Source organism: Kitasatospora sp. MAA4, from assembly GCF_029893355.1.
Classification (GTDB): Bacteria; Actinomycetota; Actinomycetes; order Streptomycetales; family Streptomycetaceae; genus Kitasatospora.
Genome location: NZ_JARZAI010000011.1, coordinates 67280 through 90156 on the forward strand (window position 1 = coordinate 67280; position 22877 = coordinate 90156).

Here is a 22877-nt window from a genome sequence, read left to right on the forward strand (position 1 = left end):
GGTCCATCTCGCGTTGCGGACGGTCGAGGCCGTGACGCGGGCCTTCGGATACAGTCTTCGTACAGCGGTCAGACCTTCGCACGCCGGGGTCGGCCGCACCGCATGACCACAACTTCACAGAGCTCATCCAGAGGGACTGAGGGAACGGCCCGTCGAAGTCCCGGCAACCTTCTCGCACGGCTACTGACCACTTCGCTGGTCGAGGCCCCGGCGGGACAGGTGCCAATTCCGTCCTGTGTCGCAACCGCGGCACGGGGAAGATGAGGAGAGAGGCCTCCGCCATCATGGCTGTTGACGCACCCGCACCCACTTCTTCGACCGTAGACCTCGGTCCCGCCGCCGCGCTGTCCTGTCGCGAGTGCGGCACCCGCTTCGAGCTCGGCCCGATCTTCGCCTGCGTCGAGTGCTTCGGCCCGCTGGAGATCGCCTACGACTTCGGCTCGTACGAGGCCGAGGAGCTGCGCAAGCGGATCGAGTCCGGCCCGGCGTCCATCTGGCGATACGCGCCGCTGCTGCCCGTTCCGGCCGACGTCGCCGACAAGCCCAACCTGAACCCGGGCTGGACCCCGCTGGTGAAGGCCGACAACCTGGGCCGCGAACTCGGCTTCACCGCCCAGCTGCACGTCAAGGACGACTCGGGCAACCCGACCCACTCCTTCAAGGACCGGGTGGTGGCCTGCGCGATCGAGGCGGCCCGCGCCTTCGACTTCACCACGCTGTCCTGCTCCTCGACCGGCAACCTGGCCGGCGCGGTGGGGGCCGCGGCCGCCCGGGCCGGCTTCAAGTCCTGCGTCTTCATCCCGCACGACCTGGAGCAGGGCAAGGTCGTGATGGCCGGTGTCTACGGCGGCGAGCTGGTCGGCATCAAGGGCAACTACGACGACGTGAACCGGTTCTGCTCGGAGCTGATCGGCGACCCGGCCGGCGAGGGCTGGGGCTTCGTCAACGTCAACCTCCGGCCGTACTACGGCGAGGGCTCCAAGACCCTGGCGTACGAGATCTGCGAGCAGCTGGGCTGGCGGCTGCCCGAGCAGCTGGTCATCCCGATCGCCTCGGGCTCCCAGCTCACCAAGATCGACAAGGGGCTGCAGGAGCTGATCAAGCTCGGCCTGGTCGAGGACCGGCCGTACAAGATCTTCGGCGCCCAGGCGGCCGGCTGCTCACCGGTCTCGGCGGCGTTCAAGGCGGGCCACGACGTGATCCGCCCGGTCAAGCCGGACACCATCGCCAAGTCGCTGGCGATCGGCAACCCGGCGGACGGGCCGTACGTGCTGGACATCGCCCGCCGCACCGGCGGCGCGGTCGAGGACGTCACCGACACCGAGGTGGTGGAGGCGATCCGGCTGCTGGCCCGCACCGAGGGCATCTTCGCCGAGACGGCGGGCGGCGTGACCATCGGCGTGCTCAAGAAGCTGGTGGAGAACGGGCTGCTCGACCCGTCGAAGGAGACCGTCGCGATCAACACCGGCGACGGCCTGAAGACGCTGGACGCGGTCTCCGACGCGGGCCTGACCGCCACCATCCAGCCCACCCTGGAGTCCTTCCGCGCCGCCGGCCTGGCGTCCTGACCACCTCGAAGCCCGTCGAAAGCTAGGAGATCCCCCATGAGCTCCACCGTCCGCATCCCGACCATCCTGCGCACCTACACCGGCGGCAGGTCCGAGGTCCCCGCCGAGGGCGCCACGCTGGCCGAGGTCGTCAGCGACCTGGAGAAGAACCACCCGGGCATCAGCGCCCGGATTCTGGACGACTCCGGCAAGCTGCGTCGCTTCGTGAACGTCTATGTGAACGACGACGACGTGCGTTTCGCCGAGGGCCTGGGCACCGTGATCGCCGACGGCGCGGGGATCTCGATCATCCCCGCGGTGGCCGGCGGCTGCTGAAGTCCCACCGTCCGCAGGGCGCCCCGAGCCTGACTTCTCGTCAGGCCCGCGGCGCCCTGCGGCGTGTCCGCGGCCGGGTCCGCCAGGGCATAGGCTTCGTCCGGCCGGTGAGACGTCCCGTCCGGCGTTCCGTTCGAACATGTCGGCGACGTGTCAGAATTCCTCGGACAATTCGCACGATTGGTCCGCTATGCCCGGCATGAATTGCTGAGTTCTGTCGCATTCATCCCCGAAAGTCCCTTAAAGGCGTTCCTGAATTCCCCGCCAGTGGGCCTGTTGCAGAGGGCTTCGATACGGATACATTCAGCCGCGGTCGACGCATCCGTCCCTGCCAACGGCGCCAACTGGCGTTCGGGGGTTGGGCGCTGCGGCGTTCAGGGCTGCGCTCCGGGGGGTATCCCGAGCCGGTCCGACCAGAGACCCGGGCCCGCGACCTGCGGACCTGTGAAGGGCCAGCACAGTACTAGGGGAGTTCGGAATGGCTCAGGGCACCGTCAAGTGGTTCAACGCGGAGAAGGGCTACGGCTTCATCGCGGTCGACGGTGGTGCGGACGTGTTCGTCCACTACAGCGCGATCCAGATGGACGGCTACCGCACCCTCGAGGAGGGCCAGCGGGTCGAGTTCGAGATCTCCCAGGGACAGAAGGGCCCGCAGGCGGACATGGTCCGTGCGCCCGCGGTCTGACCTTTCCGAACCTCGGAACCTCGGCTCGCTCGCGGGCTGGTGATCCAGCAGGGTCTGCACGCTTCCCCGGCACCGGGGGAGGGTGCGGACCCTGCTGTCGTTCCGGGTGGCTCGTGCGCGCGGCTTGCCGGTAAGAGCTTGCACTCGCCACCCGAGAGTGCTAATCATTGGCGTTAGCACTCACAGCATGAGAGTGACAACGGACCGGGTCGGTGAGGCCCCCGGGAGCGGTAGGGGACGAGACCCCCGCACACCAGGGCCGTCCGTCGCGGGCACCTGTCGGTCCGGTGCAGTCGACGTCGTCCCGGAGGACCACTTCACATGGCAAAGATCATCGCGTTTGACGAGGAAGCTCGCCGCGGCCTTGAGCGCGGGATGAACCAGCTTGCCGACGCCGTCAAGGTGACGCTGGGCCCCAAGGGCCGCAATGTCGTTCTTGAGAAGAAGTGGGGCGCCCCCACGATCACCAACGATGGTGTTTCCATCGCCAAGGAGATCGAGCTTGAGGACCCCTACGAGAAGATCGGCGCCGAGCTGGTCAAGGAGGTCGCCAAGAAGACCGACGACGTCGCGGGTGACGGCACCACCACCGCCACCGTGCTCGCCCAGGCTCTCGTCCGCGAGGGTCTGCGCAACGTCGCGGCCGGCGCCAACCCGATGGCGCTGAAGCGCGGCATCGAGAAGGCCGTCAAGGCCGTCTCGGACGAGCTTCTCGCGCAGGCCAAGGAGGTGGAGACCAAGGAGCAGATCGCTGCCACCGCCTCCATCTCGGCCGCCGACACCCAGATCGGCGAGCTCATCGCCGAGGCGATGGACAAGGTCGGCAAGGAAGGTGTCATCACCGTCGAGGAGAGCAACACCTTCGGTCTGGAGCTCGAGCTCACCGAGGGCATGCGCTTCGACAAGGGCTACATCTCGGCGTACTTCGCCACCGACCTGGAGCGTATGGAGACGTCCTTCGACGACCCGTACATCCTGATCGCCAACTCCAAGATCGGCTCGGTCAAGGACCTGCTGCCGCTCCTGGAGAAGGTCATGCAGAGCGGCAAGCCGCTCCTGATCATCGCCGAGGACGTCGAGGGCGAGGCCCTGTCGACCCTGGTCGTCAACAAGATCCGTGGCACCTTCAAGTCCGTCGCCGTCAAGGCCCCGGGCTTCGGTGACCGCCGCAAGGCCATGCTCGGCGACATCGCCATCCTCACCGGTGGCACCGTGATCTCCGAGGAGGTCGGCCTCAAGCTCGAGAACGCCGGCGTCGACCTGCTGGGCACCGCCCGCAAGGTGGTCATCACCAAGGACGAGACCACCATCGTCGACGGTGGCGGCGACAGCGAGCAGGTCGCCGGTCGCGTCAACCAGATCCGCGCCGAGATCGAGAACAGCGACTCGGACTACGACCGCGAGAAGCTCCAGGAGCGCCTCGCCAAGCTGGCCGGCGGCGTGGCCGTCATCAAGGCCGGCGCGGCGACCGAGGTCGAGCTCAAGGAGCGCAAGCACCGCATCGAGGACGCCGTTCGCAACGCGAAGGCGGCCGTCGAGGAGGGCATCGTCGCCGGTGGTGGCGTTGCGCTGCTGCAGGCTTCGGTCGCGTTCGACAAGCTGGAGCTCGAGGGCGACGAGGCCACCGGTGCCAACATCGTGCGCGTCGCGCTCGAGGCCCCGATCAAGCAGATCGCGATCAACGCCGGCCTCGAGGGTGGCGTCGTCGTGGAGAAGGTGCGCAACCTTCCCTACGGCCACGGCCTGAACGCCGCGACCAACGAGTACGTCAACCTGATCGAGGCGGGCATCATCGACCCCGCCAAGGTCACCCGTTCCGCCCTGCAGAACGCCGCCTCCATCGCGGCGCTCTTCCTGACCACCGAGGCTGTCATCGCTGACAAGCCCGAGAAGGCCGGCGCCCCGGCCGGTGGCGGCATGCCGGGCGGTGACATGGACTTCTGATCCCTCGTCGGATCAGTCGCTTCCTCGATCGCGTGGGCGGTCCCCTTCGGGGGGCCGCCCACGCGGCGTTCGCGCCCCCGCGCGTTTGGGACAATGGACGGATGTCCAGCGATATCGAAGCCGCCCTGCACAGCGCCCGTGCGCTGATCCTTGCCGACCTCACCGCCCGGGACGTCGCCGACGCGACGGTGGTCTCGCTGGTCGAGGACGCCGTGACGCACCGGCGGTGGTGGCTGGAGCAGTGGCCGGACGGGGTGGGCTTCGTGCTCGGGCTGATCGCCCAGGACGTCCAGGACGCGCTGCTGGAGGCCTACGGGCGCTGGCCGCTCTGCCTGGCCTGCGCGGCCGAGGACGACCCGCACGCGCTGAGTGTGGAGCCCGAGCTCGGCCCGGACCCGCACTGGGTGTGCGGCAAGGAGGCCGTCGTGGTGGCGCCGGTCGGCTCGCTCACCCCTCCAGCGTTGTGAGTTCGGTGGTCAGGTTGGCGCGGGCGCGCTGCTCGAAGCGGGCGTGCCCGGCCGGGGTGCGGTAGAGCGCCGGCAGCGCGAGCAGCTGGCGCAGGACGGCGGCCCGGCCCAGCCGGAAGGCCTCCGCCGGGACGAAGTCGTACTCCGCGCGGACGGCCGCCGCGTACGCCGCGTACTGCTCGGCGGTGCCGCCGAGCACGGCGAGGTCGGCGTCGCACAGGACTTCGCCGTCGCGGTCGCCGGGCAGCGGGTCGTGCCCGACGGTGAGCCTGACCAGGCGGACCACCTCGGCGATCGGCTCGGCCGCCAGCCCGGCCTCGCGTAGCGCGCGGACGGCCAGCTGGGCGCTGCGCTCCTCGTTCTCGGAGCGGTCGGGCCGGTAGACGGCGTCGTGGAACCAGGCCGCGAGCCGGACGGTGTCCGGGTGTTCGGCGTGCTCGGCGAGCGCGTCGACGTGGTCCAGCACGGCCAGCAGGTGGTCCGTGGTGTGGTACCGGCGCTGCGGCTCGGCCCAACGGGCCAGCAGGGCGCGGCCGTAGGGCTCGGGGTCGACGGTGGCGCCGGAGCGCTCCAGCGCGGAGTGCCAGCGCCTCAGCAGGACATCGGTGGCCGGGTGCGGGTCGGTCGGCATGCGCTCATTGTGAACCCGGGCGCCGGTACTGCCGCGGGTGGGGGGTCTCGCCCGCCGGGCGCCGATATGGCAGGCTGTCGATATGTCTAGACCAATTTTCGAAGTCATCGCGCTGACGGCGCAGGATGCCCAGGCCGCCCAGTCCGGCGGCGCCGACCGCCTCGAACTGGTCACGGACATGGCCGCCGACGGTCTCACCCCCACGGTGGCGGGCTTCGCCGAGATCCGCGCCGCGGTGGACCTGCCGCTGCGCGTGATGCTGCGCGGCCGGGTCGGCTTCGAGCCCGGCAGTCTGGACGAGCTGCGCGCCGCCGCCGCGGCACTGCGGGCCGAGGGCGCCGACGAGTTCGTCTTCGGCTTCCTGGACGCGCAGGGCGGGCCGGACCTCGCCGCGGTGCGGGGGCTGGCGGAGGCCGTCGACGGCTGCCGCTGGACCTTCCACCGGGCGATCGACCACAGCGCCGACCGGTCCGCCGTGCGCGACGCGCTGGCCGAGCTGCCGGGCCTGGACACCTTCCTGACGGCGGGCTCGCCGGCCGGCGTCTCGCACGGGCGCGAGGTGCTGGCGGGCGAGCTGGCCAAGGCCGGCGAGCCCGGCTACCGTCCGCAGATCCTGATCGGCGGCGGGCTGTGCGCCGAGCACGTCCCGGAGCTGCGCGCGGCGGGCTTCGACGCCTTCCACGTCGGCGGCGCGGTGCGGGCCGGCGGCTGGGACTCGCCGGTGGACGCCGGCAGGGTCGCCCACTGGCGGGCGCTGATCGACGGCTGAGCGCCGGGTCCCTTCGCCGCGAAGGGACCCGGTCCCCGCGTCAGCCCAACTCGGCGGGCAGCGGCTCGGCGTGCAGCACCGTCAGGCCGGAGACCGCACGGGTGAGGGCGACGTAGAGCCGCCGCAGCCCGGTCCGCTCGTCGGGCTCGCCGGCCACCACGGCGGCCGGTTCGTCCAGCACCACGTAGTCGTACTCCAGGCCCTTGGCCAGCGAGGCCGGCACCAGCGTGAGCCGGGCCTGCTCGGTGGTCTCCGCGCCCGGGGTCAGGTAGGGCAGCCCGGCGTCGGTCAGCGCCTTCTCGAAGAGCGGGATCCGCGCGTCGGCGGCGATCAGGCCGGTCGAGCCCTCGTGCCCGAGCGCCGTGCGGCAGGCCGCGACGACCGCGTCGGTCAGCGCCGCGTCATTGGTGTGACGGATCGTCAGCGATCCGGGGGTGTCGCGGATCGAGGTGGCGGGGGCCAGCCCGGGGGCGATCGCGGGCAGCAGCCGCGAGGCGTAGGCGATCACCTCCTCCGGCACCCGGAAGCCGGTGGTCAGCTCCTCGATGTGGGCGGCCGGCTTGCCCAGGTGGTGCAGGGCGTCCGCCCAACTGGCGGTCGCCCAGGGGGTGGTGCCCTGCGCGAGGTCGCCCAGGACGGTGGCCGAGCCGGTGCTGCAACGGCGGCCCACCGCGCGGTACTGCATGGGCGAGAGGTCCTGCGCCTCGTCGACCACCACATGGCCGAGCGAGGCAGTGCGCTGCACCAGGTCGTTGGCCTCGTCGATCAGCACGGCGTCGGCGGGCGTCCAGGGTGCGGTCTTCAGCGAGCGGCCGGCCGTCCGGTGGATCAGTGCCTGCTCGTCCTCGTCCAGCAGGCCCTCTGCGCACTGCGCCAGGAACGCGGCGTCGGTGAGCAGCCGGTGCACCAGCTTGGCCGGGTCGACCGGCGGCCAGCAGGCCTTGACGGTGGCCTTCACCTGCGCCGAGCGGGCCACCGCGTCCTGGACGCGGTCGTCGGGCGCCTCGCCGCCCTGCTCCATCTTCAGCAGCACGGCGTGCGAGATGCGCTGCGGCAGCGCCTCCATGGCAGCTCCGTAGCGCATCTCCCGGGCGGCCAACTCCTCGATGATCTCGACCAGTTCGTAGGCCGGGACGCGCCAGCGCCGGGAGCCGCGGATCACCACGCAGGGCTCGGTGGGCAGCGTGATGCCGGACCGCACGGCGCGCCGCAGCACCTCGGCCATCCGGGCGTCGCCCTTGATCCGGGCGGCCGGGGCGGAGTCCTCGGCGCGGACCTCGACGTGCGCCACCAGCTGCTGCACGGTGGCCTGCGCGACGTCCAGCTCGCCGAGGGCGGGCAGCACCTGCTCGATGTAGGAGAGGAAGGAGCTGTTCGGCCCGATCACCAGGGTGCCGGTGCGGGCCAGCCGGTCGCGGTGCGCGTACAGTAGGTAGGCGACTCGGTGCAGGCCGACCGCGGTCTTCCCGGTGCCGGGGGCGCCCTGGACGCAGACCGTGCCGGTGATGTCGGCGCGGACGATCTCGTCCTGCTCGGGCTGGATGGTGGCGACGATGTCGCGCATCGGGCCGACGCGGGGCTTCTCGATCTCGGCGGCCAGCAGGGCGGAGGCGGTGTTCTGCTCGCTCGGGTCGCTGAGGTTCTCGTCCTCGTAGGCGGTCAGCTCGCCGCCGGTGTAGCCGAACCGGCGGCGCTTGTCGACGTCCATCGGGGCCGTCCGGCTGGCCCGGTAGAACGGCTGCGACACCGGCGCCCGCCAGTCGATCACCATCGGGTCGCCGCTGGCGTCGTGCACGTGCCGGCGCCCGATGTAGAACCGCTCTCCTCCCGCGCCCTCCGACTCGTCCGAGGAGATGGCGTGCAGGTAGTCCAGCCGGCCGAAGAAGAGCGGGGTGTGCGCCAGGTCGGCCAGCGCGGCGATCCGGTTCTGGATCTGGTTGTGCAGGACGGCGGCGGTGACCCAGGTGCCGGCGACGTCGGAGATGTCCAGCGCCTGGGCGTCCTCGCGCATGGCGCGCAGTGCGGCACGGGAGGAGGCGAGGTGGTCGCGCTCCCGTTGCAGGGGGTCGGTGGTGGCGGGGGAGTGCACAGCGAACCTTCCCGGCCGGGTGTTCGGTCCCGGCGGTTCTCGTCGTAGCTCACGGTGAGAGCCCGGAGGCTCTGGGGGAACCTGGCCGGTTGCCGAGCGGCCAGGGCCTCCCCCGGCTGCCGACGGACGGCACCACGGTTCGGGAGGGGGCAAGACCGACCACCCTAGACCCAGCAGGCGGTGGGGCGCCAAGGCTTTTCGCCGTAGGGGTGGCGTACGCCGGGAGGACGAGACCGGTCCCGAGAGTGGTGACCTTTGGGGTGATGTGTCCGGGATGTCGGGAAACTACGGTGGAACACATGAGCCCCGTATCCATGACGGCGCCCCCGGCAGCGGCCAAGGCCCCCCGGGCGCGCACCCCGATGACCGAATCCGTCCCGACCCCGACGCCGACTCTCCCGACCCACGGCAGCACCGCGGCCGACCCCGACCGCCGCCGCGGCCCGCTGCTGACCGCCGTCCGCAACGTCGGCATCGTGCTCGACACCGCCGCGCGGGTGGTCTTCCTCGGCCGCGACGGCGTCAAGCTCTAGCCGTAGCGCCTAGCCCTGGCGCCTAGACGTCGTCCGCGTCGATGATGCGGTACGCGTACCCCTGCTCGGCCAGGAAGCGCTGCCGGTGGGCGGCGAAGTCCTGGTCGACGGTGTCCCGGGCGACCACCGAGTAGAAGTGCGCCGAGTGCCCGTCGGCCTTCGGCCGCAGCACCCGGCCCAGCCGCTGGGCCTCCTCCTGACGGGAGCCGAAGGTCCCGGAGACCTGGATGGCGACGGTGGCCTCCGGCAGGTCGATCGAGAAGTTCGCGACCTTCGACACCACCAGGACGCTGATCTCCTTGGTGCGGAAGGCCTCGAACAGCTTCTCGCGCTGCGCGTTGCTGGTCTCGCCCTTGATCACCGGGGCGTTCAGCACCTCGCCCAGCTCGTCCAGCTGGTCGATGTACTGCCCGATGATCAGGGTCTGGTCCTTCTCGTGCTTCTTGACCAGCGCCTCCACCACCCGGCGCTTGGTCGCGGTGGTCGCGCAGTACCGGTAGCGCTCCTCCGGCTCGGCGGTCGCGTAGGCGAGCCGCTCCGAGTCGGTGAGGGTGACCCGGACCTCGCAGCAGTCGGCGGGCGCGATGTAGCCCTGCGCCTCGATCTCCTTCCACGGCGCGTCGAACCGCTTGGGCCCGATCAGCGAGAAGACGTCGCCCTCCCGGCCGTCCTCGCGCACCAGCGTGGCGGTCAGCCCGAGCCGGCGGCGGGCCTGGAGGTCGGCGGTGAACTTGAAGACCGGCGCGGGCAGCAGGTGCACCTCGTCGTAGACCACCAGGCCCCAGTTGCGGGCGTCGAACAGCTCCAGGTGCGCGTAGCTGCCCTTCCGCTTGGTCGTCATCACCTGGTACGTGGCGATGGTGACCGGGCGGATCTCCTTCCTGGTGCCGCTGTACTCGCCGATCTCGTCCTCGGTCAGCGAGGTCCGCTTGACCAGCTCGTGCTTCCACTGCCGTGCCGAGACGGTGTTGGTGACCAGGATCAGCGTGGTCGACTTGGCCTCCGCCATCGCCGCCGCGCCGACCAGCGTCTTGCCCGCGCCGCAGGGCAGCACCACGACACCGCTGCCGCCGTGCCAGAAGCCCTCGACCGCCTGCTGCTGGTACGGGCGCAGCTGCCAGCCGTTCTGGTCCAGCTCGATCGGGTGCGCCTCGCCGTCCACGTACCCGGCGTGGTCCTCGGCCGGCCAGCCGAGCTTGAGCAGCGTCTGCTTGATCTGCCCGCGCTCGGAGGGGTGCACGAGCACGGTGTCCGGGTCGACCCGGGCGCCGACCAGCGGCATGATCTTCTTCGACCGCAGGATCTCCTCCAGCACCGGACGGTCGGTGGTGGTCAGCACCAGCCCGTGCACCGGGTGCTTGCTGAGCTTCAGCCGCCCGTACCGCGCCATCGTGTCGGCGACGTCCACCAGCAGCGCGTGCGGCACCGGGTAGCGCGAGTACTTCACCAGCGCGTCCACCACCTGCTCCGCGTCATGCCCGGCAGCCCGCGCGTTCCACAGCCCCAGCGGAGTCACCCGATAGGTGTGGACGTGCTCGGGCGCGCGCTCCAACTCGGCGAAGGGCGCGATGGCTCGGCGGCACTCGGCGGCTGTGGGATGGTCGATCTCCAGCAGCAGAGTCTTGTCGCTTTGTACGATCAGCGGGCCGTCGTTCACTTTGAGCGATCCTCCATCGGTCAGACGCAGACCCTCCAGTGTCGCTCACTCCGGGCGCTTTCGGTCCTCCAGCCAGATGTACGAGGCGAAGCGGCCGGTCAGCGGATCAGGACGACCTTGGTGTGGAAGAGGTTCTCCAGGTCCTTCCAGGCCCGGTCACTGGTCATCGCGGGCAGGCCGAGGCGCTCGGCCACCGCGATGCAGATGCCGTCACCGAGTGACAGGACTGCGGTTTTCTCCTCGCCCCGCCTGGTGCGGCAGTCGCGCTCGTCGTAGGAGAGCCGGATCAGTTCGGCCGCGCGCACCGCGTCGGCAGGGGTGACGGTCTCCTCCAGGGTCAGCCCGGCGCTGACGAGATCCTCGGCGAGGTCGGCGGTGGCCCGCTGATATCCGCGCTGTTCAGCCCGGCGGCATACCTCCGCAAGGTTGGTCGTGGTCAACGTGGCACCGGTCAGGACCGGGTCGACGACCTCTTCGCCGCGTTCCTGGAACAGCCAGGCGAGGACGGCCGAGGAATCGAGGACATGAGTCACGGGGCGCCGTGCCGGGCGGTGTCGTTCTCGGCAGCCTCTTCTTCCGCGGCGTCCTCGCGGGCCTCGGCGGCCGAGTCCCCGTCGCCGACGGGGGCGGCTGCGCGCAGTCGGCGCTTGACGGCGTCGAGGGTCTCCACGATGAAGGTGCCCTCGCCCAGGGAGCGGATGACGACCTCGGTGCCCTCGCCCACGTGGACGGTGTTCTGGATTGCGACAGGGATCACCATCTTGCCGCGCTGACCGATTCTCGTCCGGCTCACCGGGAGTTCATGTGTGACGCTCATATCACGATGGTACTCCCGGATCTGGATGGTGAGCAGATCCTTACATGGTGACCGAGCCTTGGCTTCGGTCCTCCAGCCAGATGTACGAGGCGAAGCGGCCGGTGCGGTGGTCGCGGCGGTGGGAGAAGAGGTCGGGGTCCTCGATGGTGCAGCGGGGGTCGTGGCGGATCTCGGTGAGGCCGGCGGCAGTGAGTTGGGCGGTGATGGCGGCGCGGATGTCCAGGGCGGGGGTGCCCTGGCGGGTGGTGGACCAGAGGGCGGGGAGGGTGGCGCTCGCTTCGGCGCGCATGGGCTCGGGGACCTCGTAGCAGCGGCCGCAGGCCATCGGGCCGACCAGGGCGGTCATCCGGGCGGGTTCGGCGCCGGCCTCGGCCATCGCGGCGACCAGGTTGGGCACCACGCCGGCGAGGGTGCCGACGCGTCCGGAGTGTGCGGCGCCGACCAGTCGGGCCACCGGGTCGCCGAGCAGGACCGAGGCGCAGTCCGCCGCCAGCGCGGCAAGGGCCAGGCCGGGCTCGTCGGTGAGGACGGCGTCCAGGCCGGGGGCGTCCGATCCCCAGGGCCGGGAGACCCGGGCCACCGTGGCGCTGTGGACCTGCCGCATCCAGACCACCCGGTCCGGCGCCAGGCCCAGCTCGCGCGCGGTCGACTCGCGGTTGCGCAGCACGTCCTGGTAGCTGTCCTCGGTCGCGCCGCCCAGGTGCCGGGAGTCGAACGGAGGCCCGCTGAAGCCGCCGTGGCGGTCGGTGACGGCGTAGCGGATGCCGGGGGCGAGTTCGGTGCCGGCGGGTTCCATGCTGACGGGCCTCAGTTCTCGTCGAGTTCGGCGACGCCGGTGATCCGGTGCAGGGCGAAGGTGTTGAGCTTCTCGGCGTGGTGGTCGAAGGCGGTCACGAAGCCGCCCTCGACCTTCACCGGGTCGATGACGCGCTGCGAGGCCAGGCCCTCGGCGTTGATGTAGCCGATCCACATCCGTTCGCCGAGCATCACGGCGGTCTGCAGCGCGGCGAGGGTGTCGGCGGCGGCGGTGCGCGGGAGTTGGCGGGTGTCGGTGCGGGCCGGGCCCTGCGGGGGGCGGTTGGCGGCCGGCCCGGTGACGGTCTCGCGGCGGACGGCGGTGGCCGCCCGGTCGCCGGCCCGGATCGCCTTGACGGCGGCGCCGAGCAGCACGGCGTCCGGCGTCGAGGGGCCTTCCGAGACGGGGGTGGGCGCGCTGCGGTGCGGGGTGCGGTGGCTGTCGGGCCGGGTGATCAGCAGGTCGCCCTCGAAGGACTCGGCGGCCGGCGCGTACCCCATGGTGCGCAGCACGGCGAGCACGGTCTCGGGCGGGGCCTGGGCGGCGAGCACGGTGGGCGCGAGCAGCCGCAGCCGCAGCTCGACGGTGCGGCGGTCGGCGAGCACCTCGGCGAGCAGGCCGCCGTCGTCGCAGCGCAGGTACGCCGAGGCGGCGCCGACCCGCATGACGCCGTGCCGTCGGGCCACGTCGTCGATCAGGTAGCTGAGCGGCTGCGGTACGGGCGTGCGGGAGTGCTGGCCCAGGAAGACGTGCAGGTCGGCGGCGCTGCGTCCGGCGTCCAGTGCGCGGCGGATCGATTCGGCGGTGAAGCGGTAGACCGTCGCGCCGCCCTTGGACTCGATCTCGGCGCAGAGCGAGAGGGCCTGCGAGAGCGGGGTGAGCAGCGGGCCCGGTGCGATCGCGGTCAGGTCGGGCTGCAGGATCACGTGGTCCAGCGGGCGGGGCAGCAGCGGGGCGAGCACCGGGCCGGGGTCCTCGCCGGCCAGCAGGGCGCGGGTGTGGGCGGCGAGGGCGCCGCGGCCGGTGAGGCCGAGCAGCTCGGCCTCGGTGAGGGTCCAGCCGGTGAGCTGCTCGCGCAGGTCCAGGCCGTCGGGGCCGGCCGCGCCGCCGCGCAGCGGGCGGTGCCAGCGCTGGACGGCCAGCAGGGTGGCCGGGTCCGCCACGCCGCCGGGCGGGAGCTGGGCCAGCAGCTCCAGGACGGCGCGCCGGGTGGCGGGGGCGAGCACCCGGTCGAGCTCGGGGCCGAGCGGGGCGCGGGCCTTGCCCTTGCCGTCGGGGGCGCCGATCAGTCCGGCGACCCGGGTGGCGGCCAGCCAGGTCCGGGCCAGCAGCTCCCAGCGTTCGGTGACCGGCTGCTGGAGCCAGAGGTCGTACGCGGGGGTGGGTGCCCAGACCTCGCCGATCCGGGCGGGCGACTCGGAGCTCTCGCCGTCCGGGGCCAGCAGGCCTGCGCCGTAGGCGAGTTCGAGCCAGAAGGCGGCCTGCTGCTCGGAGCAGTCCAGGGTGAGCGCGGTGCGCTTGAGGTCGCGGACGCCGAGGCCGCCGGCGCGCAGCGTGGCGGGGGGCTGCAGCCCCCAGAAGTCGAGCAGCTCCTCGATGGTGCGCACCGCCGTGTACGCCTGGCCGGCCGCCGCGCTGTCCACAGCCTGTGGATCGCGCTCGACGGTGGGCACCAGCGCGGGCGCCGCCGGCTCGACCACCTGGTGGCTGCGCCCGCCGCGCAGGTGCAGTGCCAGCTCGCGCGGCAGCACCACGGTGCCCGGGCCCGAGGGCAGCAGCAGACCGCGGGCCAGCAGCCATTCGACGGGGCTGCGCGCGTCCCCGACGGTCACCGGGCGGCCGGCGTCCGGGACGGTGCCGGTGGGCGGGCCCCAGACCAGCTTGTCCAGCACGCCGAGGGCGGCCTCCGGAGCCTGCGCGAGCAGCGCGGCGCACCGCTTGCGGTCGGTGAAGAGCCCGCTCAGCGCCGCCACGCCGGTCACCGGGTCGGCCGTGCCGGGCAGGCCGGCACCGGTCACCAGCTGCTGCAACCGGGCAGGGGACATCCCCAGGGTGGCCTCGGCCAGGGTCGGGCCGAGCCGGGTGCTGCCGGGGGCCGAGCTGGTCGGGGCGAGCGCCTCGCGGACCGCGATCACCAGGCGCAACGCGGAGTCCGGACCCCAGAGCAGGGCCCGGTCGCGCAGTGCGGCCAGTGCCTTGGGGAGCGCGGCGACGACGGCCGCCCGCTCCACCGGCTGGGCGGCCGGGTGCGGTTTGACCCGGGCCGGGCCGGCCAGCAGGTCGCGCGCGACGGTGTCCGGACTGCCGTCGGGGGCCGCGGCCAGCGCCTCGGCGACCTGGAGGGTGAAGCGGTCCAGGCGCTCCAGCGCCCGCAGCGCCGAGGCCCGACTGGAGAGCCGGGCGGAGAGCTGGGTGAGATCGCTCGGGACCGGGTTGAGCAGATCGGGGCGCAGCCGCAGCAGGGTGGCCAGCGCATCGTCGCTGCGGGCACGGAGCTCTTCGGCGAGGGTGCGGGCCCTGCCGGGCTGTCCGTTCGGCTCAGTGGTCATCCGATCCAGAGTAGTCGGCCCAGGTGAAGCCCGGGAGCCGTGACCGGGTACGGGTTCTGCTGGGCGGGTAGGTGGGTCGCGTCGAGGGGCGGCAGTCGGTAGCGTCAGCGGGCGGCAGGGCCTGGCGTACGGAACAGGGTGGCTGGCAATGGCGGGTGGGCAGTCGGACGGACAGCCGGGCGGGCGCCCGGAGGACCGGTCGCAAGGGCACGCCGACGGGTACACGGGCGGCCTGTCGGGCGGTGAGTGGTGGCGGGTGGACGGTCCCTGGCGGGTCATCGGCGCCGCGACCCCGCCGGAGGAGGCCTCGGACGAGGCGTCGGACGAGCCGCAGGGCGGCGACGGCGGCGACGGCGTCTACGTCGTGGACCCCGCCGAGTTCGCGGCACCCGGCCCGGTGCGGCCGGGTCCGGTCCGACCCGGACCGAGCCTGGCGAAGCCGGTGCCGCCGAGCCGGTCGACCGAGAGCCGGTCCGTCGCCGGTCCCGCGCAGCCCGCCGGGCCGCCGGCGCCGGAGGTCCCGGTGCAGCAGTCCCGTTCGATCTTCCGCAAGCGCTCGGTGGCCGCGCCGCCGGTACTCCCGCCGATGCCCGAGCAGCCGCCGGCCTGGCTGATCGCGCCGGTCTCACCCGGTCCGGTGCTGCCGAGGGCCACGGCCGCCGACTACCCCGGCTGGGACTCCGTGCAGATCGCGTTCCCGCCCGACGACACCGAGCCCGCCGAGGCCGCCGAGCCGCCGGAGGAGGTCGCGGCGGTGGAGCCGCCGGCCGCCCGGTCGCGCTGGATCCCGGTGCAGCGCCGCCCGGGGATCGCGCCGGTGACCGCTGCGGCGGACGTCGTGGACGCGCAGCCGCTGCCCAGCCGCGGGTTCCTGGCCGGCCGCCGCCCCTCACCGCTGCTGCTGCTCTCCGCGGCGGTGCTGGTGGGCGGGTCGGTGACCGGGCTGATCCTGGTGATGCTGGCCGGCTGGGTGCTCGGCTACCTCTCGCAGCAGCTGGGTGAGCTGACCAAGCGGTTCGCGGTGATCGGCATCCCGCTGATCACCATGACGGTGTCCGCCTTCTGGTTCTGGGGGCGCAGCACCGGGCGCTGGGGCGAGCCGCTGGCGAAGGGGGCGCCGATGACGCACGCCGTCTTCACCTCCACCCCCGGGGTGCTGCGGTTGGCCGCGGTGCTCTCGGCGCTCTTCCTGTTCGTCGTGGCGATGCGCCGGCGCTCCCAGGCGTAGAGCCGCTGCTCAGTTCACGTCAGCTCGGCTCAGCCGGTCGACCAGCTGGACGAGCGCCGCGCGGCGGCTCTCGGTGCTGTCGTTCGGCAGGTCCGCCATGATCATCGCGATCACCCGGGGAGCCGCGAACCACCAGGCCGCCATCGCGAAGGCCGCGTAGAGCAGGTGCTGCGGCGCGACTTCGGAGGTCGCCGTCCCGGCCTGCTGCGCGCGGACCACGGCGGCGACCTTTTCCGCGTAGTGCGCCGCGCGCTCGGCGTCGCCGACCACCGGACCGTCCCCGACCAGCAGTCCCTCCCAGCGCAGCAGCCGCAGGAAGGTGGGGTCGGCGGTGTGCGCGTCGAAGAGCCGCCCGGCGTACTCGCCGAGGCTGGCGCAGTCCTGCGGATCGGGTGAGGCGACGGCCATCACTCGGCTCAGCTCCTGCTCGATGACGTGGCCGAAGAGCTGCTCCTTGTTGCCGAAGTACTGGTAGATCCGCTCCTTGTTGACGCCGGCGAGCTTGGCGATCCGGTCCACCCGGGCGCCCTGCGGGCCGTGTTCGGCGAACTCCCGGACGGCGGCGTCGAGCAGCAGCTGCTTGGTCTTTGCGGTGTCCCATGCCATGGGTGCAGCGTACGGCAATCTCCAACTGAATGGTTGGACTCTGGTCGGAGTCCGTGGCAGACTCCAACTATCCAGTTGGAGATTCTCTCCTTCGACGCCTCAGGGGGCTCCCGTGCAACCGAACATCCACCACCGCGCACTGATCACCTGGCTGGCCGTCTACCCGACGATCACCCTCGCCTCGACCCTGCTCGGCCCGCACACCGCCCATCTCCCGCTGGCAATGCGCACCCTGATCCTGACCGCGCTGGTGGTGCCGGTGGTGTCGTACGGCGTCATCCCGGTGCTGTTCCGGGCGCACTCCGCCGTCACGAAGCGCGCGTCCGCTACCCGCTGAGCGCCGTGGTGTACCGGATCGCCGTCCGGCGGACCAGGCTGCCGTCCGGCCGGGCGAGCGGGGCCAGCTCGGCGAGGGCGGCCGCGCGCGCCTCGTCCAGCCGCTCGGCCGGGATGCTCTCCAGCAGCCCGCGCCAGCCCCCGGCGCGCAGCGACTGCCACCAGGCGGTGGCGTCGGGGTAGTGCGTCGCGGCGGGGTGCTCGACCGTCCGCAGGTCGGTGAACCGGGCCCGGTGCAGCAGTTCGGCGGCCTCCTCGGCGCTGCGGCCCAGCGGGTTGAACTTGGCCGCTCTGCTCTGCCGGCGGCGCGCCGCCTCGGGCGGCAGGAAGGCGTTCAGTGCCGCCATCGGACGGTCCCAGCCGGGTTCGTCGGCGCCGAAGGCGGTGAAGCCGAGCCGCCCGCCCGGGATCAGTACCCGGTGCAGCGAGTCCAGCGCGGCCTGCGGGTCGGGCGTGAAGATCAGCGCGAACGAGGAGAGCGCCGCCTCGAACGAGCCGTCCGGGAACCCCAGCGACTCGGCGTCGTCCACCCGGACGCTGACGTTGCGCAGTCCCCGTCCGGCGGCCTGCGCGGCGGTGGCCCGGACCATCCCGGGCGCGAGGTCCACGCCGGCCACGTACCCCTCGGGTCCGACCTCGGCGAGCGCGGCGAAGAGCACCGCTCCGCGGCCGCAGCCGACGTCCAGGACGCGATCACCGGGCCGCAGCCCGGCCAGCTGGGCGAGTCGGACGCCGACCGGGTTGAAGAACGGGCCGTTGGCCTCGTCGTACTCGTCGGCGGCGAGCGAGAAGGCGCGGGCCAGCGCGGCTTTGCGCCGCCGTGCCCCGGATCCGGACTGCTCGTCGGATGCTGACTCACCTCTGGTCTGAGTGTTCGTCATATCGCCATGGTGGGCCCGCTGTGGCGTACGTCACAAGATGTCGGGAGGCCCTATCGGCCGGACAGGCCCTAAGAGCCCAGCAGGCACTGGAGCTGGGCCAGTACCAGTTCGGCGCCGGTGTACCCGATGCCCTCGAACCAGAGCTGGTCGTCCACCGGGAAGGCCCGGTGCGCCCGCACCGCGCTCAGTGCCCGCCAGCCCGGGGAGGCCAGTGCGGCGGTGGTGCCGGCCGCGGCCGGATCGCCGTAGGTGGCGTAGAGCAGGACGTCGCCGTCCGCGCCGGCGAGCTGGTCGAGCGTGATCTCGACGTCGAACTGGTCGACGTTCTGTGCGGCGGGCCGGCCGAGCTGGAGGTCGGCGAGCAGCGTGCCGGGGAAGTTCTGCCGCCCGTAAAGCCGGATCCGCCCGCCCGGGACGAACCGCACCAGGCTGACGTGCTTCGCCGAGGTGCCGCCCGGGCCGCCGAGGGCGCGCGACACCTGCGCGACCTGGCCGCGGTAGGCGGTGACGATCGCGGCGGCCTCCGTCAGGCGGCCGAGCGCCTGGGCGTGCAGCTGGAAGTTGGCCTTCCAGGGGGAGCCGGTGGTCTCGCTGAGCACGGTCGGGGCGATCTCCCGCAGTGCCTCGTAGCGGGCGGCGTCGCGCACCCGGCTGCTCAGGATCAGCTCCGGCCGCAGTGCCCTGACCAGCGCGAAGTCCGGATCGGCGACCGCCCCGGTACCGGCCACCGCGGCCAGCCGGGAGGCCGGCCAGTAGCCGGGCAGGGTCCGGTCGGCCGCCGGGCGGGAGGCGCCGACCGGCGTGATCCCCAGGGTCATCACGGAGTCCAGCTCGGCGGTGTCCAGCACCACCACCCGCAGGGGTGCGGCCGCCACCGCCACCGGCCCGTTCGCGGTGCCGACGATGCTGCTCGGCTGGGCTGTCGGCGCCACCGCGGCTCGGCCGCCCAGCGGCGTACAGGCGCCGAGTGCGGCCGCCGCCGCCGTGCCCAGCACGGCCCGGCGCGTCAGTTGACGAGGCATCGGCGCTCCCTGGCGGTCGGTGCGCCCATCATCGCGCAGAACCCGCTCGCGGGCCTGGCTAGGCTGGCCCGTATGCCTACCTCTGCCGCTCCCGCCCTGCTCACCGTCGGTTTCGACCTCGACATGACCCTGCTGGACACCCGTCCGGGCATCAAGGCGACCTACGAGGCGCTCGTCGCCGAGACCGGGGTGCCGATCGACGCGGACCTGGTGGTCACCCGGCTCGGTCCGCCGCTCGCCGACGAGCTGGCCAACTGGTTCCCCGCGGAGCACATCCCGCAGATGCTCACCCGCTACCGCACGCTCTACCGCGACCACGCCTTCGCGCCGACCGTCCCGCTGCCGGGCGCGCTGGAGGCGGTGGCCGCGGTCCGCGCCCACGGCGGCCGGGTCGTCGTGATCACCGGCAAGTACGAGCCGAACGCGCGCCTGCACCTGGAGCACGCGGGCATCGAGTCCGACGCGGTGGTCGGCGACCTCTGGGCGGAGACCAAGGGCACGGCACTGCGCGAGCTGGGCGCCAGCGTCTACGTGGGCGACCACCTGGGCGACATCGTCGGTGCCCGCGCGGCCGGTGCGGTGGCGGTCGGGGTGACCACCGGCCCGTACGCGGCCGAGGAGCTCACCGCGGCCGGCGCCGACGTGGTGCTGGCGGACCTGACCGCCTTCCCCGGCTGGCTGGCCGGGCACCTGGCGCGCTGAGCGCAGCGGCTACGCGGCGTCGGCGCGGCGGCGCTGGGCGCGGGCGGAGCGGTACAGGCCGACCAGCGCGAGCAGGAAGCCGAGCGGCATCAGCATGCTCGCCCAGTACGCCGGCGTCGGCAGCGGCGTGAGGTGCAGGAAGAGCGGCACGAAGGTCACGATCGTGGCCAGCGCGCCCACGCAGAAGACGATGGCGCCGGTCCGGACCAGGCGCTCGCCGGCATCGCTGCTCACCACGGATCTCCTGACATTTGGGTGCTGGCGGACGTCCCAGTCTCGCAGACGGGAGCTCCGGCGGGGCTCCCGGCGGCCTGACGGGCCGTCACTGCCTGCGGTTCCTCGTGGACAGGGAGTTTTGACCGCAGGCAGACAGGGGTATGCAAGGTCTCGCACGGGGTCACCGACGACCCCGCTTCCTGCCAGGGGGTGTGAGCCAGTGGAGAGTGCCGCGTCGCGACCCGGTCCCGCCGTACCCTGGCCGCCCGCCCGCGCCAGAGCCGGGCACCGTGCCCCGGCCGTACGCGAGTGAAACCCTTGAGCGGTCGTTAGTCTGCGGCGAAAGCCCGCGAATGACGGCCCGTTGCCCAGCCGTCCATCTGCTCCGCGTCCACCTGTCACTGATTCCGGACGTGCCGAGCCAGGTCCGGCCCCACCACTCCGTTCGGTTCCCCGGTTCAGCTGCCGGGGTGCCCACCTCCACACCAAGGAATGTCGAGATGCCCACCGGCCAGGTCAAGTGGTTCAACGAGACGAAGGGCTTCGGCTTCCTGTCGCGCGACGACGGCGATGACGTCTTCGTCCACAGCAAGGCGCTCCCCGCCGGGGTGAGTGTGCTCAAGCCGGGTCAGCGGGTGGAGTTCGGGGTGGTCGCCGGGCATCGCGGCGAACAGGCGATGTCGGTGACCCTGCTGGACGCGCTGCCCTCGGTGGCCGCCGCGCAGCGGCGCAGCGCCGACGACATGGCACCCATCGTGCAGGACCTGATCACCACGCTGGACGGCATCCTGCCCGGGCTCCAGCACGGCCGCTACCCGACCAAGCCGGCCGGCCCGCAGCTCGCCGCCCTGCTGCGCGCGGTGGCGGACCAGTTCGACGTCTGAGCCGCACGCGCTGGCCGTCCGCTACGGGAAGGCCAGCGCGTCCGGTCCGATCGCGGGGACCAGGCCCTCGGCCGCCGCCCTGGTCAGCAGCCCGCGCACGGCCGCGTAGCCGGCCTCGCCCAGGTCGGCGGTGAACTCGTTGACGTAGAGCCCGATGTGCTGGTCGGCGACGGCCGGGTCCATCTCCTGGGCGTGCGCCAGCACGTACGGGCGGGAGGCCGCCGGCTCCTCCCAGGCGGCCCGCACCGAGCCGCGGATCGCCTCCGCGATCTCCTGCAGCCGGGCCGCGCCCAGCGAGCGGCGGGCGACGATGGCGCCCAGCGGGATCGGCAGGCCGGTGCTCCGCTCCCAGGCCTCGCCCATGTCGGCGAGCTTCGCCAGGCCGTACTGCTGGTAGGTGAACCGGGCCTCGTGGATCACCAGTCCGGCGTCCACCCGGCCGTCCCGGACGGCCGGCATGATCTCGTGGAACGGCAGCACGACGATCTCGCCGAGCCCGCCGGGCACCGCTTCGGCGGCCCAGAGCCGGAACAGCAGGTACGCCGTCGAACGCTCGCTCGGCACCGCGACCCGCTTGCCGCTGAGGTCGGCCGAGGCGTCCGGCCGGGTCAGCACCAGCGGCCCGCAGCCGCGTCCCAGCGCCCCGCCGCAGGGCAGCAGCGCGTACTCGTCCAGCACCCAGGGCAGCGCGCCGTAGCTGATCTTCAGGACGTCCAGCTCCCCGCGCTCGGCGAGGCCGTTGGTGACGTCGATGTCGGCGAAGAGCACCTCGGGCGCGTCCGCGCCGGGGACCAGGCCGTGCGCCCAGGCGTGGAAGACGAAGGTGTCGTTGGGGCAGGGGGAGTACGCGATCCGCAGTGGCTCAGCCACCGTCCACCTCCAGGAGGAGCTTCTCGTACGGAAGGGCGGCGAAGGCCCGTTCCAGCGCCCCGAGCGCCTCGCCGATCCGCCAGGCGGAGCGGTCGCGCGGGCCGACGGTGTTGGAGACGGCGCGCAGTTCGCCCACCGGCACGCCGTACCGGGCGGCGGCCTCGGCGACGCCGAAGCCCTCCATCGCCTCGGCCGCCGCGCCGGGGTGGCGGGCGCTCAGCTCGGCGGTCCGGGCGGCGCTGCCGGTGACCGTGCTGACGGTGAGGATCGGGCCGGTGACGGCGCCGGTGGCGGCCGCCAGCAGCGCGACGGTGCCGGGCGGCGGGGTGTGCCGGACGGTGCCGAAGCCGAGCGCGGCGACGTCCCGGAAGCCGTCCGGCGTCTCGGCGCCCAGGTCGGCGGCGACGATCGCGTCGGCGACCACCACGGCGCCGATCGGCGCGTGCGGGGCGAAGCCGCCGGCGATCCCGGCGGAGAGCACCAGCGGGTGGCGCCGAACGGCCAGCGCACCGGCGGTGGCCGCGGCGGCCGCCGCCGGGCCGACGCCGGCGGTCAGCACCTCGACCCGGCCGGCCGGGGCGCCGCGCAGCACCGCCTCGGCTTCGGCCGCAACGGCGACGACGACCAGCAGCCGGGCCTCCGGCTGCTGGTCGTCGGGTGCTGCGACGTGGTCCGTCACTGCTGCTGGGACGGGTCCTGGCCCTGCGAGGGGTCCTGGCCCTGGCCCTGACCCTGCGACGGGTCCTGCGACAGCGGCGAGGCGGGCGGCTGGGCGTTGTCCCGCAGCGTCACGAACCAGACGGCGATGATGTTCGGCTGCTGCGAGTTGGCCGTCTTCGGGTCGAACTCGACGATGGTGACCGTGGTGTCGCGGGTCGAGGTGAGGAGGTTCGCCGCCGGCTGCAGGCCCGAGAAGGTGTTGTTCTTCTGCTGCTTGGCGATCGGGGTGCCGCCGCCGCCCTGGCTGCTGCTGCCACCGTTGGTGTAGGCCTGCCAGCCGTTCTTGGCGGTGTTCGGGTCGACGCCGACGCCGATCTGGTCCGCGGTCTCCACGTTGATGACCGGGAACTTGCCGGTCGACTTCGACAGCGCGCCGCAGGCCGCGTTCGCGGCGGCGTCGAACGGCTTGCCCGCGTTGTAGCAGGAAGGCTCGTACGCGTGGGAGTTGCGGCCGACGGTGACGGTGGCGCGGCTCCCCACCGGTGCGTTCTTGCCGGATGCATAGGCGATCGACCCGCCGAGCGTGCCGGCGCCGATCACGACAACGGCGCCGAGACCGGCGATGACACGGGTGCTGAGGCTCATGGACCGA

Annotated in this window: 25 protein-coding genes and 1 riboswitch; of the genes, 11 read left to right on the forward strand and 14 right to left on the reverse strand. The window is 72.8% G+C overall.

What is annotated here, in order from left to right; translation table 11 throughout:
- Window positions 1–120 precede the first annotated feature (120 nt).
- A riboswitch (SAM riboswitch) is annotated at window positions 121–267 on the forward strand.
- Between the two features lie 17 nt (window positions 268–284).
- The 5 genes from thrC to P3T37_RS16405 all read left to right on the forward strand — a co-directional run bounded on the left by thrC (window position 285) and on the right by P3T37_RS16405 (window position 4979).
- Window positions 285–1568 carry a threonine synthase gene (gene thrC / locus P3T37_RS16385; protein ID WP_280724392.1) on the forward strand — a complete coding sequence of 428 codons (1284 nt, stop codon included), beginning with the start codon at window positions 285–287 and terminating at the stop codon, window positions 1566–1568.
- Between the two features lie 36 nt (window positions 1569–1604).
- Window positions 1605–1883 carry a MoaD/ThiS family protein gene (locus P3T37_RS16390; protein WP_280724393.1) on the forward strand — a complete coding sequence of 93 codons (279 nt, stop codon included), beginning with the start codon at window positions 1605–1607 and terminating at the stop codon, window positions 1881–1883.
- A 478-nt stretch (window positions 1884–2361) separates the two neighbouring features.
- Window positions 2362–2568: a cold-shock protein gene (locus tag P3T37_RS16395; RefSeq protein ID WP_035798772.1), complete on the forward strand. Its 207-nt coding sequence runs from the start codon at window positions 2362–2364 to the stop codon at window positions 2566–2568.
- Window positions 2569–2889: 321 nt separating this feature from the next.
- A complete protein-coding gene (gene groL, locus P3T37_RS16400; RefSeq protein WP_280724394.1) occupies window positions 2890–4512 on the forward strand; it encodes a chaperonin GroEL in 1623 nt (540 codons plus the stop codon).
- 101 nt (window positions 4513–4613) lie between these two features.
- Window positions 4614–4979, forward strand: a complete 366-nt coding sequence (locus tag P3T37_RS16405) for a hypothetical protein (protein ID WP_280724395.1) — start codon at window positions 4614–4616, stop codon at window positions 4977–4979.
- Here P3T37_RS16405 and P3T37_RS16410 read toward each other — a convergent pair.
- Window positions 4960–5610, reverse strand: a complete 651-nt coding sequence (locus P3T37_RS16410; RefSeq protein ID WP_280724396.1) for a hypothetical protein — start codon at window positions 5608–5610, stop codon at window positions 4960–4962. The genes P3T37_RS16405 and P3T37_RS16410 overlap by 20 nt on opposite strands.
- Window positions 5611–5692: 82 nt before the next feature.
- Here P3T37_RS16410 and P3T37_RS16415 point away from each other — a divergent pair, with 82 nt between their 5' ends.
- A complete protein-coding gene (locus tag P3T37_RS16415; RefSeq protein ID WP_280724397.1) occupies window positions 5693–6379 on the forward strand; it encodes a copper homeostasis protein CutC in 687 nt (228 codons plus the stop codon).
- Between the two features lie 40 nt (window positions 6380–6419).
- Here the strand turns inward: P3T37_RS16415 and P3T37_RS16420 are convergent, their stop codons facing one another.
- On the reverse strand, window positions 6420–8468 hold the full coding sequence (locus tag P3T37_RS16420) for an ATP-binding domain-containing protein (RefSeq protein ID WP_280724398.1): 2049 nt from the start codon (window positions 8466–8468) through the stop codon (window positions 6420–6422).
- A 299-nt stretch (window positions 8469–8767) separates the two neighbouring features.
- Between P3T37_RS16420 and P3T37_RS16425 the strand changes: the two genes are divergently transcribed.
- Window positions 8768–9001, forward strand: a complete 234-nt coding sequence (locus P3T37_RS16425) for a hypothetical protein (protein ID WP_280724399.1) — start codon at window positions 8768–8770, stop codon at window positions 8999–9001.
- A gap of 22 nt (window positions 9002–9023) precedes the next feature.
- On the opposite strand, the gene P3T37_RS16430 is transcribed toward P3T37_RS16425, so the two are convergent.
- The 5 genes from P3T37_RS16430 to P3T37_RS16450 form a co-directional block, all read right to left on the reverse strand.
- Window positions 9024–10658, reverse strand: a complete 1635-nt coding sequence (locus tag P3T37_RS16430; protein ID WP_280724400.1) for a DNA repair helicase XPB — start codon at window positions 10656–10658, stop codon at window positions 9024–9026.
- A gap of 98 nt (window positions 10659–10756) precedes the next feature.
- Complete coding sequence (locus tag P3T37_RS16435; protein WP_280724401.1) at window positions 10757–11191, reverse strand: PIN domain-containing protein; 435 nt, start codon at window positions 11189–11191, stop codon at window positions 10757–10759.
- Window positions 11188–11475, reverse strand: coding sequence for a hypothetical protein (locus P3T37_RS16440; protein WP_280724402.1), 288 nt, complete (start codon window positions 11473–11475; stop codon window positions 11188–11190). The genes P3T37_RS16435 and P3T37_RS16440 overlap by 4 nt, the downstream gene beginning before the upstream one ends.
- Window positions 11476–11515: 40 nt before the next feature.
- Window positions 11516–12271: a peptidoglycan editing factor PgeF gene (gene pgeF / locus P3T37_RS16445; protein WP_280724403.1), complete on the reverse strand. Its 756-nt coding sequence runs from the start codon at window positions 12269–12271 to the stop codon at window positions 11516–11518.
- A gap of 11 nt (window positions 12272–12282) precedes the next feature.
- Entirely contained in the window at window positions 12283–14820 is a 2538-nt protein-coding gene (locus tag P3T37_RS16450) for a helicase-associated domain-containing protein (protein ID WP_280724404.1), read from the reverse strand.
- 148 nt (window positions 14821–14968) lie between these two features.
- Between P3T37_RS16450 and P3T37_RS16455 the strand changes: the two genes are divergently transcribed.
- Entirely contained in the window at window positions 14969–16048 is a 1080-nt protein-coding gene (locus tag P3T37_RS16455) for a hypothetical protein (RefSeq protein WP_280724405.1), read from the forward strand.
- 9 nt (window positions 16049–16057) lie between these two features.
- Here the strand turns inward: P3T37_RS16455 and P3T37_RS16460 are convergent, their stop codons facing one another.
- On the reverse strand, window positions 16058–16654 hold the full coding sequence (locus P3T37_RS16460) for a TetR family transcriptional regulator (RefSeq protein WP_280724406.1): 597 nt from the start codon (window positions 16652–16654) through the stop codon (window positions 16058–16060).
- A 112-nt stretch (window positions 16655–16766) separates the two neighbouring features.
- On the opposite strand from P3T37_RS16460, the gene P3T37_RS16465 reads away from it, so the two are divergent.
- On the forward strand, window positions 16767–16991 hold the full coding sequence (locus P3T37_RS16465; RefSeq protein WP_280724408.1) for a hypothetical protein: 225 nt from the start codon (window positions 16767–16769) through the stop codon (window positions 16989–16991).
- Here the strand turns inward: P3T37_RS16465 and P3T37_RS16470 are convergent.
- Both P3T37_RS16470 and P3T37_RS16475 read right to left on the reverse strand, forming a co-directional pair.
- The gene (locus P3T37_RS16470) at window positions 16981–17871 is read right to left on the reverse strand and encodes a methyltransferase domain-containing protein (protein ID WP_280724409.1); all 891 of its coding nucleotides are present in this window, start codon (window positions 17869–17871) and stop codon (window positions 16981–16983) included. The two genes, P3T37_RS16465 and P3T37_RS16470, sit on opposite strands and share 11 nt — an antisense overlap.
- Window positions 17872–17939: 68 nt before the next feature.
- The gene (locus P3T37_RS16475; protein WP_280724410.1) at window positions 17940–18893 is read right to left on the reverse strand and encodes an iron-siderophore ABC transporter substrate-binding protein; all 954 of its coding nucleotides are present in this window, start codon (window positions 18891–18893) and stop codon (window positions 17940–17942) included.
- A gap of 72 nt (window positions 18894–18965) precedes the next feature.
- Here P3T37_RS16475 and P3T37_RS16480 point away from each other — a divergent pair, with 72 nt between their 5' ends.
- Window positions 18966–19595 carry an HAD hydrolase-like protein gene (locus tag P3T37_RS16480; protein WP_280724411.1) on the forward strand — a complete coding sequence of 210 codons (630 nt, stop codon included), beginning with the start codon at window positions 18966–18968 and terminating at the stop codon, window positions 19593–19595.
- A gap of 9 nt (window positions 19596–19604) precedes the next feature.
- Here P3T37_RS16480 and P3T37_RS16485 read toward each other — a convergent pair whose 3' ends face one another.
- Window positions 19605–19829: a hypothetical protein gene (locus P3T37_RS16485; protein WP_280724412.1), complete on the reverse strand. Its 225-nt coding sequence runs from the start codon at window positions 19827–19829 to the stop codon at window positions 19605–19607.
- Window positions 19830–20311: 482 nt separating this feature from the next.
- Between P3T37_RS16485 and P3T37_RS16490 the strand changes: the two genes are divergently transcribed.
- Window positions 20312–20695: a cold-shock protein gene (locus P3T37_RS16490; RefSeq protein WP_035798746.1), complete on the forward strand. Its 384-nt coding sequence runs from the start codon at window positions 20312–20314 to the stop codon at window positions 20693–20695.
- Window positions 20696–20716: 21 nt separating this feature from the next.
- Here the strand turns inward: P3T37_RS16490 and P3T37_RS16495 are convergent, their stop codons facing one another.
- Genes P3T37_RS16495 through P3T37_RS16505 form a run of 3 tightly spaced genes read right to left on the reverse strand, consistent with a single transcriptional unit; the run spans window position 20717 to window position 22870 of the window.
- Entirely contained in the window at window positions 20717–21565 is an 849-nt protein-coding gene (locus tag P3T37_RS16495; RefSeq protein WP_280724413.1) for a 1,4-dihydroxy-6-naphthoate synthase, read from the reverse strand.
- Window positions 21558–22244, reverse strand: a complete 687-nt coding sequence (locus P3T37_RS16500) for a futalosine hydrolase (protein ID WP_280724414.1) — start codon at window positions 22242–22244, stop codon at window positions 21558–21560. The genes P3T37_RS16495 and P3T37_RS16500 overlap by 8 nt, the downstream gene beginning before the upstream one ends.
- Window positions 22241–22870: a hypothetical protein gene (locus P3T37_RS16505; RefSeq protein WP_280724415.1), complete on the reverse strand. Its 630-nt coding sequence runs from the start codon at window positions 22868–22870 to the stop codon at window positions 22241–22243. The genes P3T37_RS16500 and P3T37_RS16505 overlap by 4 nt, the downstream gene beginning before the upstream one ends.
- Window positions 22871–22877: the final 7 nt, after the last annotated feature.

Excerpts from the sequence above, each read along its gene's own strand:
- P3T37_RS16405 (WP_280724395.1), top strand. The coding sequence starts at position 4,614 with ATGTCCAGCGATATCGAAGCCGCCCTGCACAGCGCCCGTGCGCTGATC.
- P3T37_RS16450 (WP_280724404.1), bottom strand. The coding sequence starts at position 14,820 with ATGACCACTGAGCCGAACGGACAGCCCGGCAGGGCCCGCACCCTCGCC.
- groL (WP_280724394.1), top strand. The coding sequence starts at position 2,890 with ATGGCAAAGATCATCGCGTTTGACGAGGAAGCTCGCCGCGGCCTTGAG.
- P3T37_RS16395 (WP_035798772.1), top strand. The coding sequence starts at position 2,362 with ATGGCTCAGGGCACCGTCAAGTGGTTCAACGCGGAGAAGGGCTACGGC.
- P3T37_RS16410 (WP_280724396.1), bottom strand. The coding sequence starts at position 5,610 with ATGCCGACCGACCCGCACCCGGCCACCGATGTCCTGCTGAGGCGCTGG.
- P3T37_RS16455 (WP_280724405.1), top strand. The coding sequence starts at position 14,969 with ATGGCGGGTGGGCAGTCGGACGGACAGCCGGGCGGGCGCCCGGAGGAC.
- P3T37_RS16470 (WP_280724409.1), bottom strand. The coding sequence starts at position 17,871 with ATGACGAACACTCAGACCAGAGGTGAGTCAGCATCCGACGAGCAGTCC.
- thrC (WP_280724392.1), top strand. The coding sequence starts at position 285 with ATGGCTGTTGACGCACCCGCACCCACTTCTTCGACCGTAGACCTCGGT.
- P3T37_RS16475 (WP_280724410.1), bottom strand. The coding sequence starts at position 18,893 with ATGCCTCGTCAACTGACGCGCCGGGCCGTGCTGGGCACGGCGGCGGCG.
- P3T37_RS16480 (WP_280724411.1), top strand. The coding sequence starts at position 18,966 with ATGCCTACCTCTGCCGCTCCCGCCCTGCTCACCGTCGGTTTCGACCTC.
- P3T37_RS16415 (WP_280724397.1), top strand. The coding sequence starts at position 5,693 with ATGTCTAGACCAATTTTCGAAGTCATCGCGCTGACGGCGCAGGATGCC.
- P3T37_RS16460 (WP_280724406.1), bottom strand. The coding sequence starts at position 16,654 with ATGGCATGGGACACCGCAAAGACCAAGCAGCTGCTGCTCGACGCCGCC.
- P3T37_RS16505 (WP_280724415.1), bottom strand. The coding sequence starts at position 22,870 with ATGAGCCTCAGCACCCGTGTCATCGCCGGTCTCGGCGCCGTTGTCGTG.
- P3T37_RS16490 (WP_035798746.1), top strand. The coding sequence starts at position 20,312 with ATGCCCACCGGCCAGGTCAAGTGGTTCAACGAGACGAAGGGCTTCGGC.
- P3T37_RS16425 (WP_280724399.1), top strand. The coding sequence starts at position 8,768 with ATGAGCCCCGTATCCATGACGGCGCCCCCGGCAGCGGCCAAGGCCCCC.
- P3T37_RS16390 (WP_280724393.1), top strand. The coding sequence starts at position 1,605 with ATGAGCTCCACCGTCCGCATCCCGACCATCCTGCGCACCTACACCGGC.
- P3T37_RS16440 (WP_280724402.1), bottom strand. The coding sequence starts at position 11,475 with ATGAGCGTCACACATGAACTCCCGGTGAGCCGGACGAGAATCGGTCAG.
- pgeF (WP_280724403.1), bottom strand. The coding sequence starts at position 12,271 with ATGGAACCCGCCGGCACCGAACTCGCCCCCGGCATCCGCTACGCCGTC.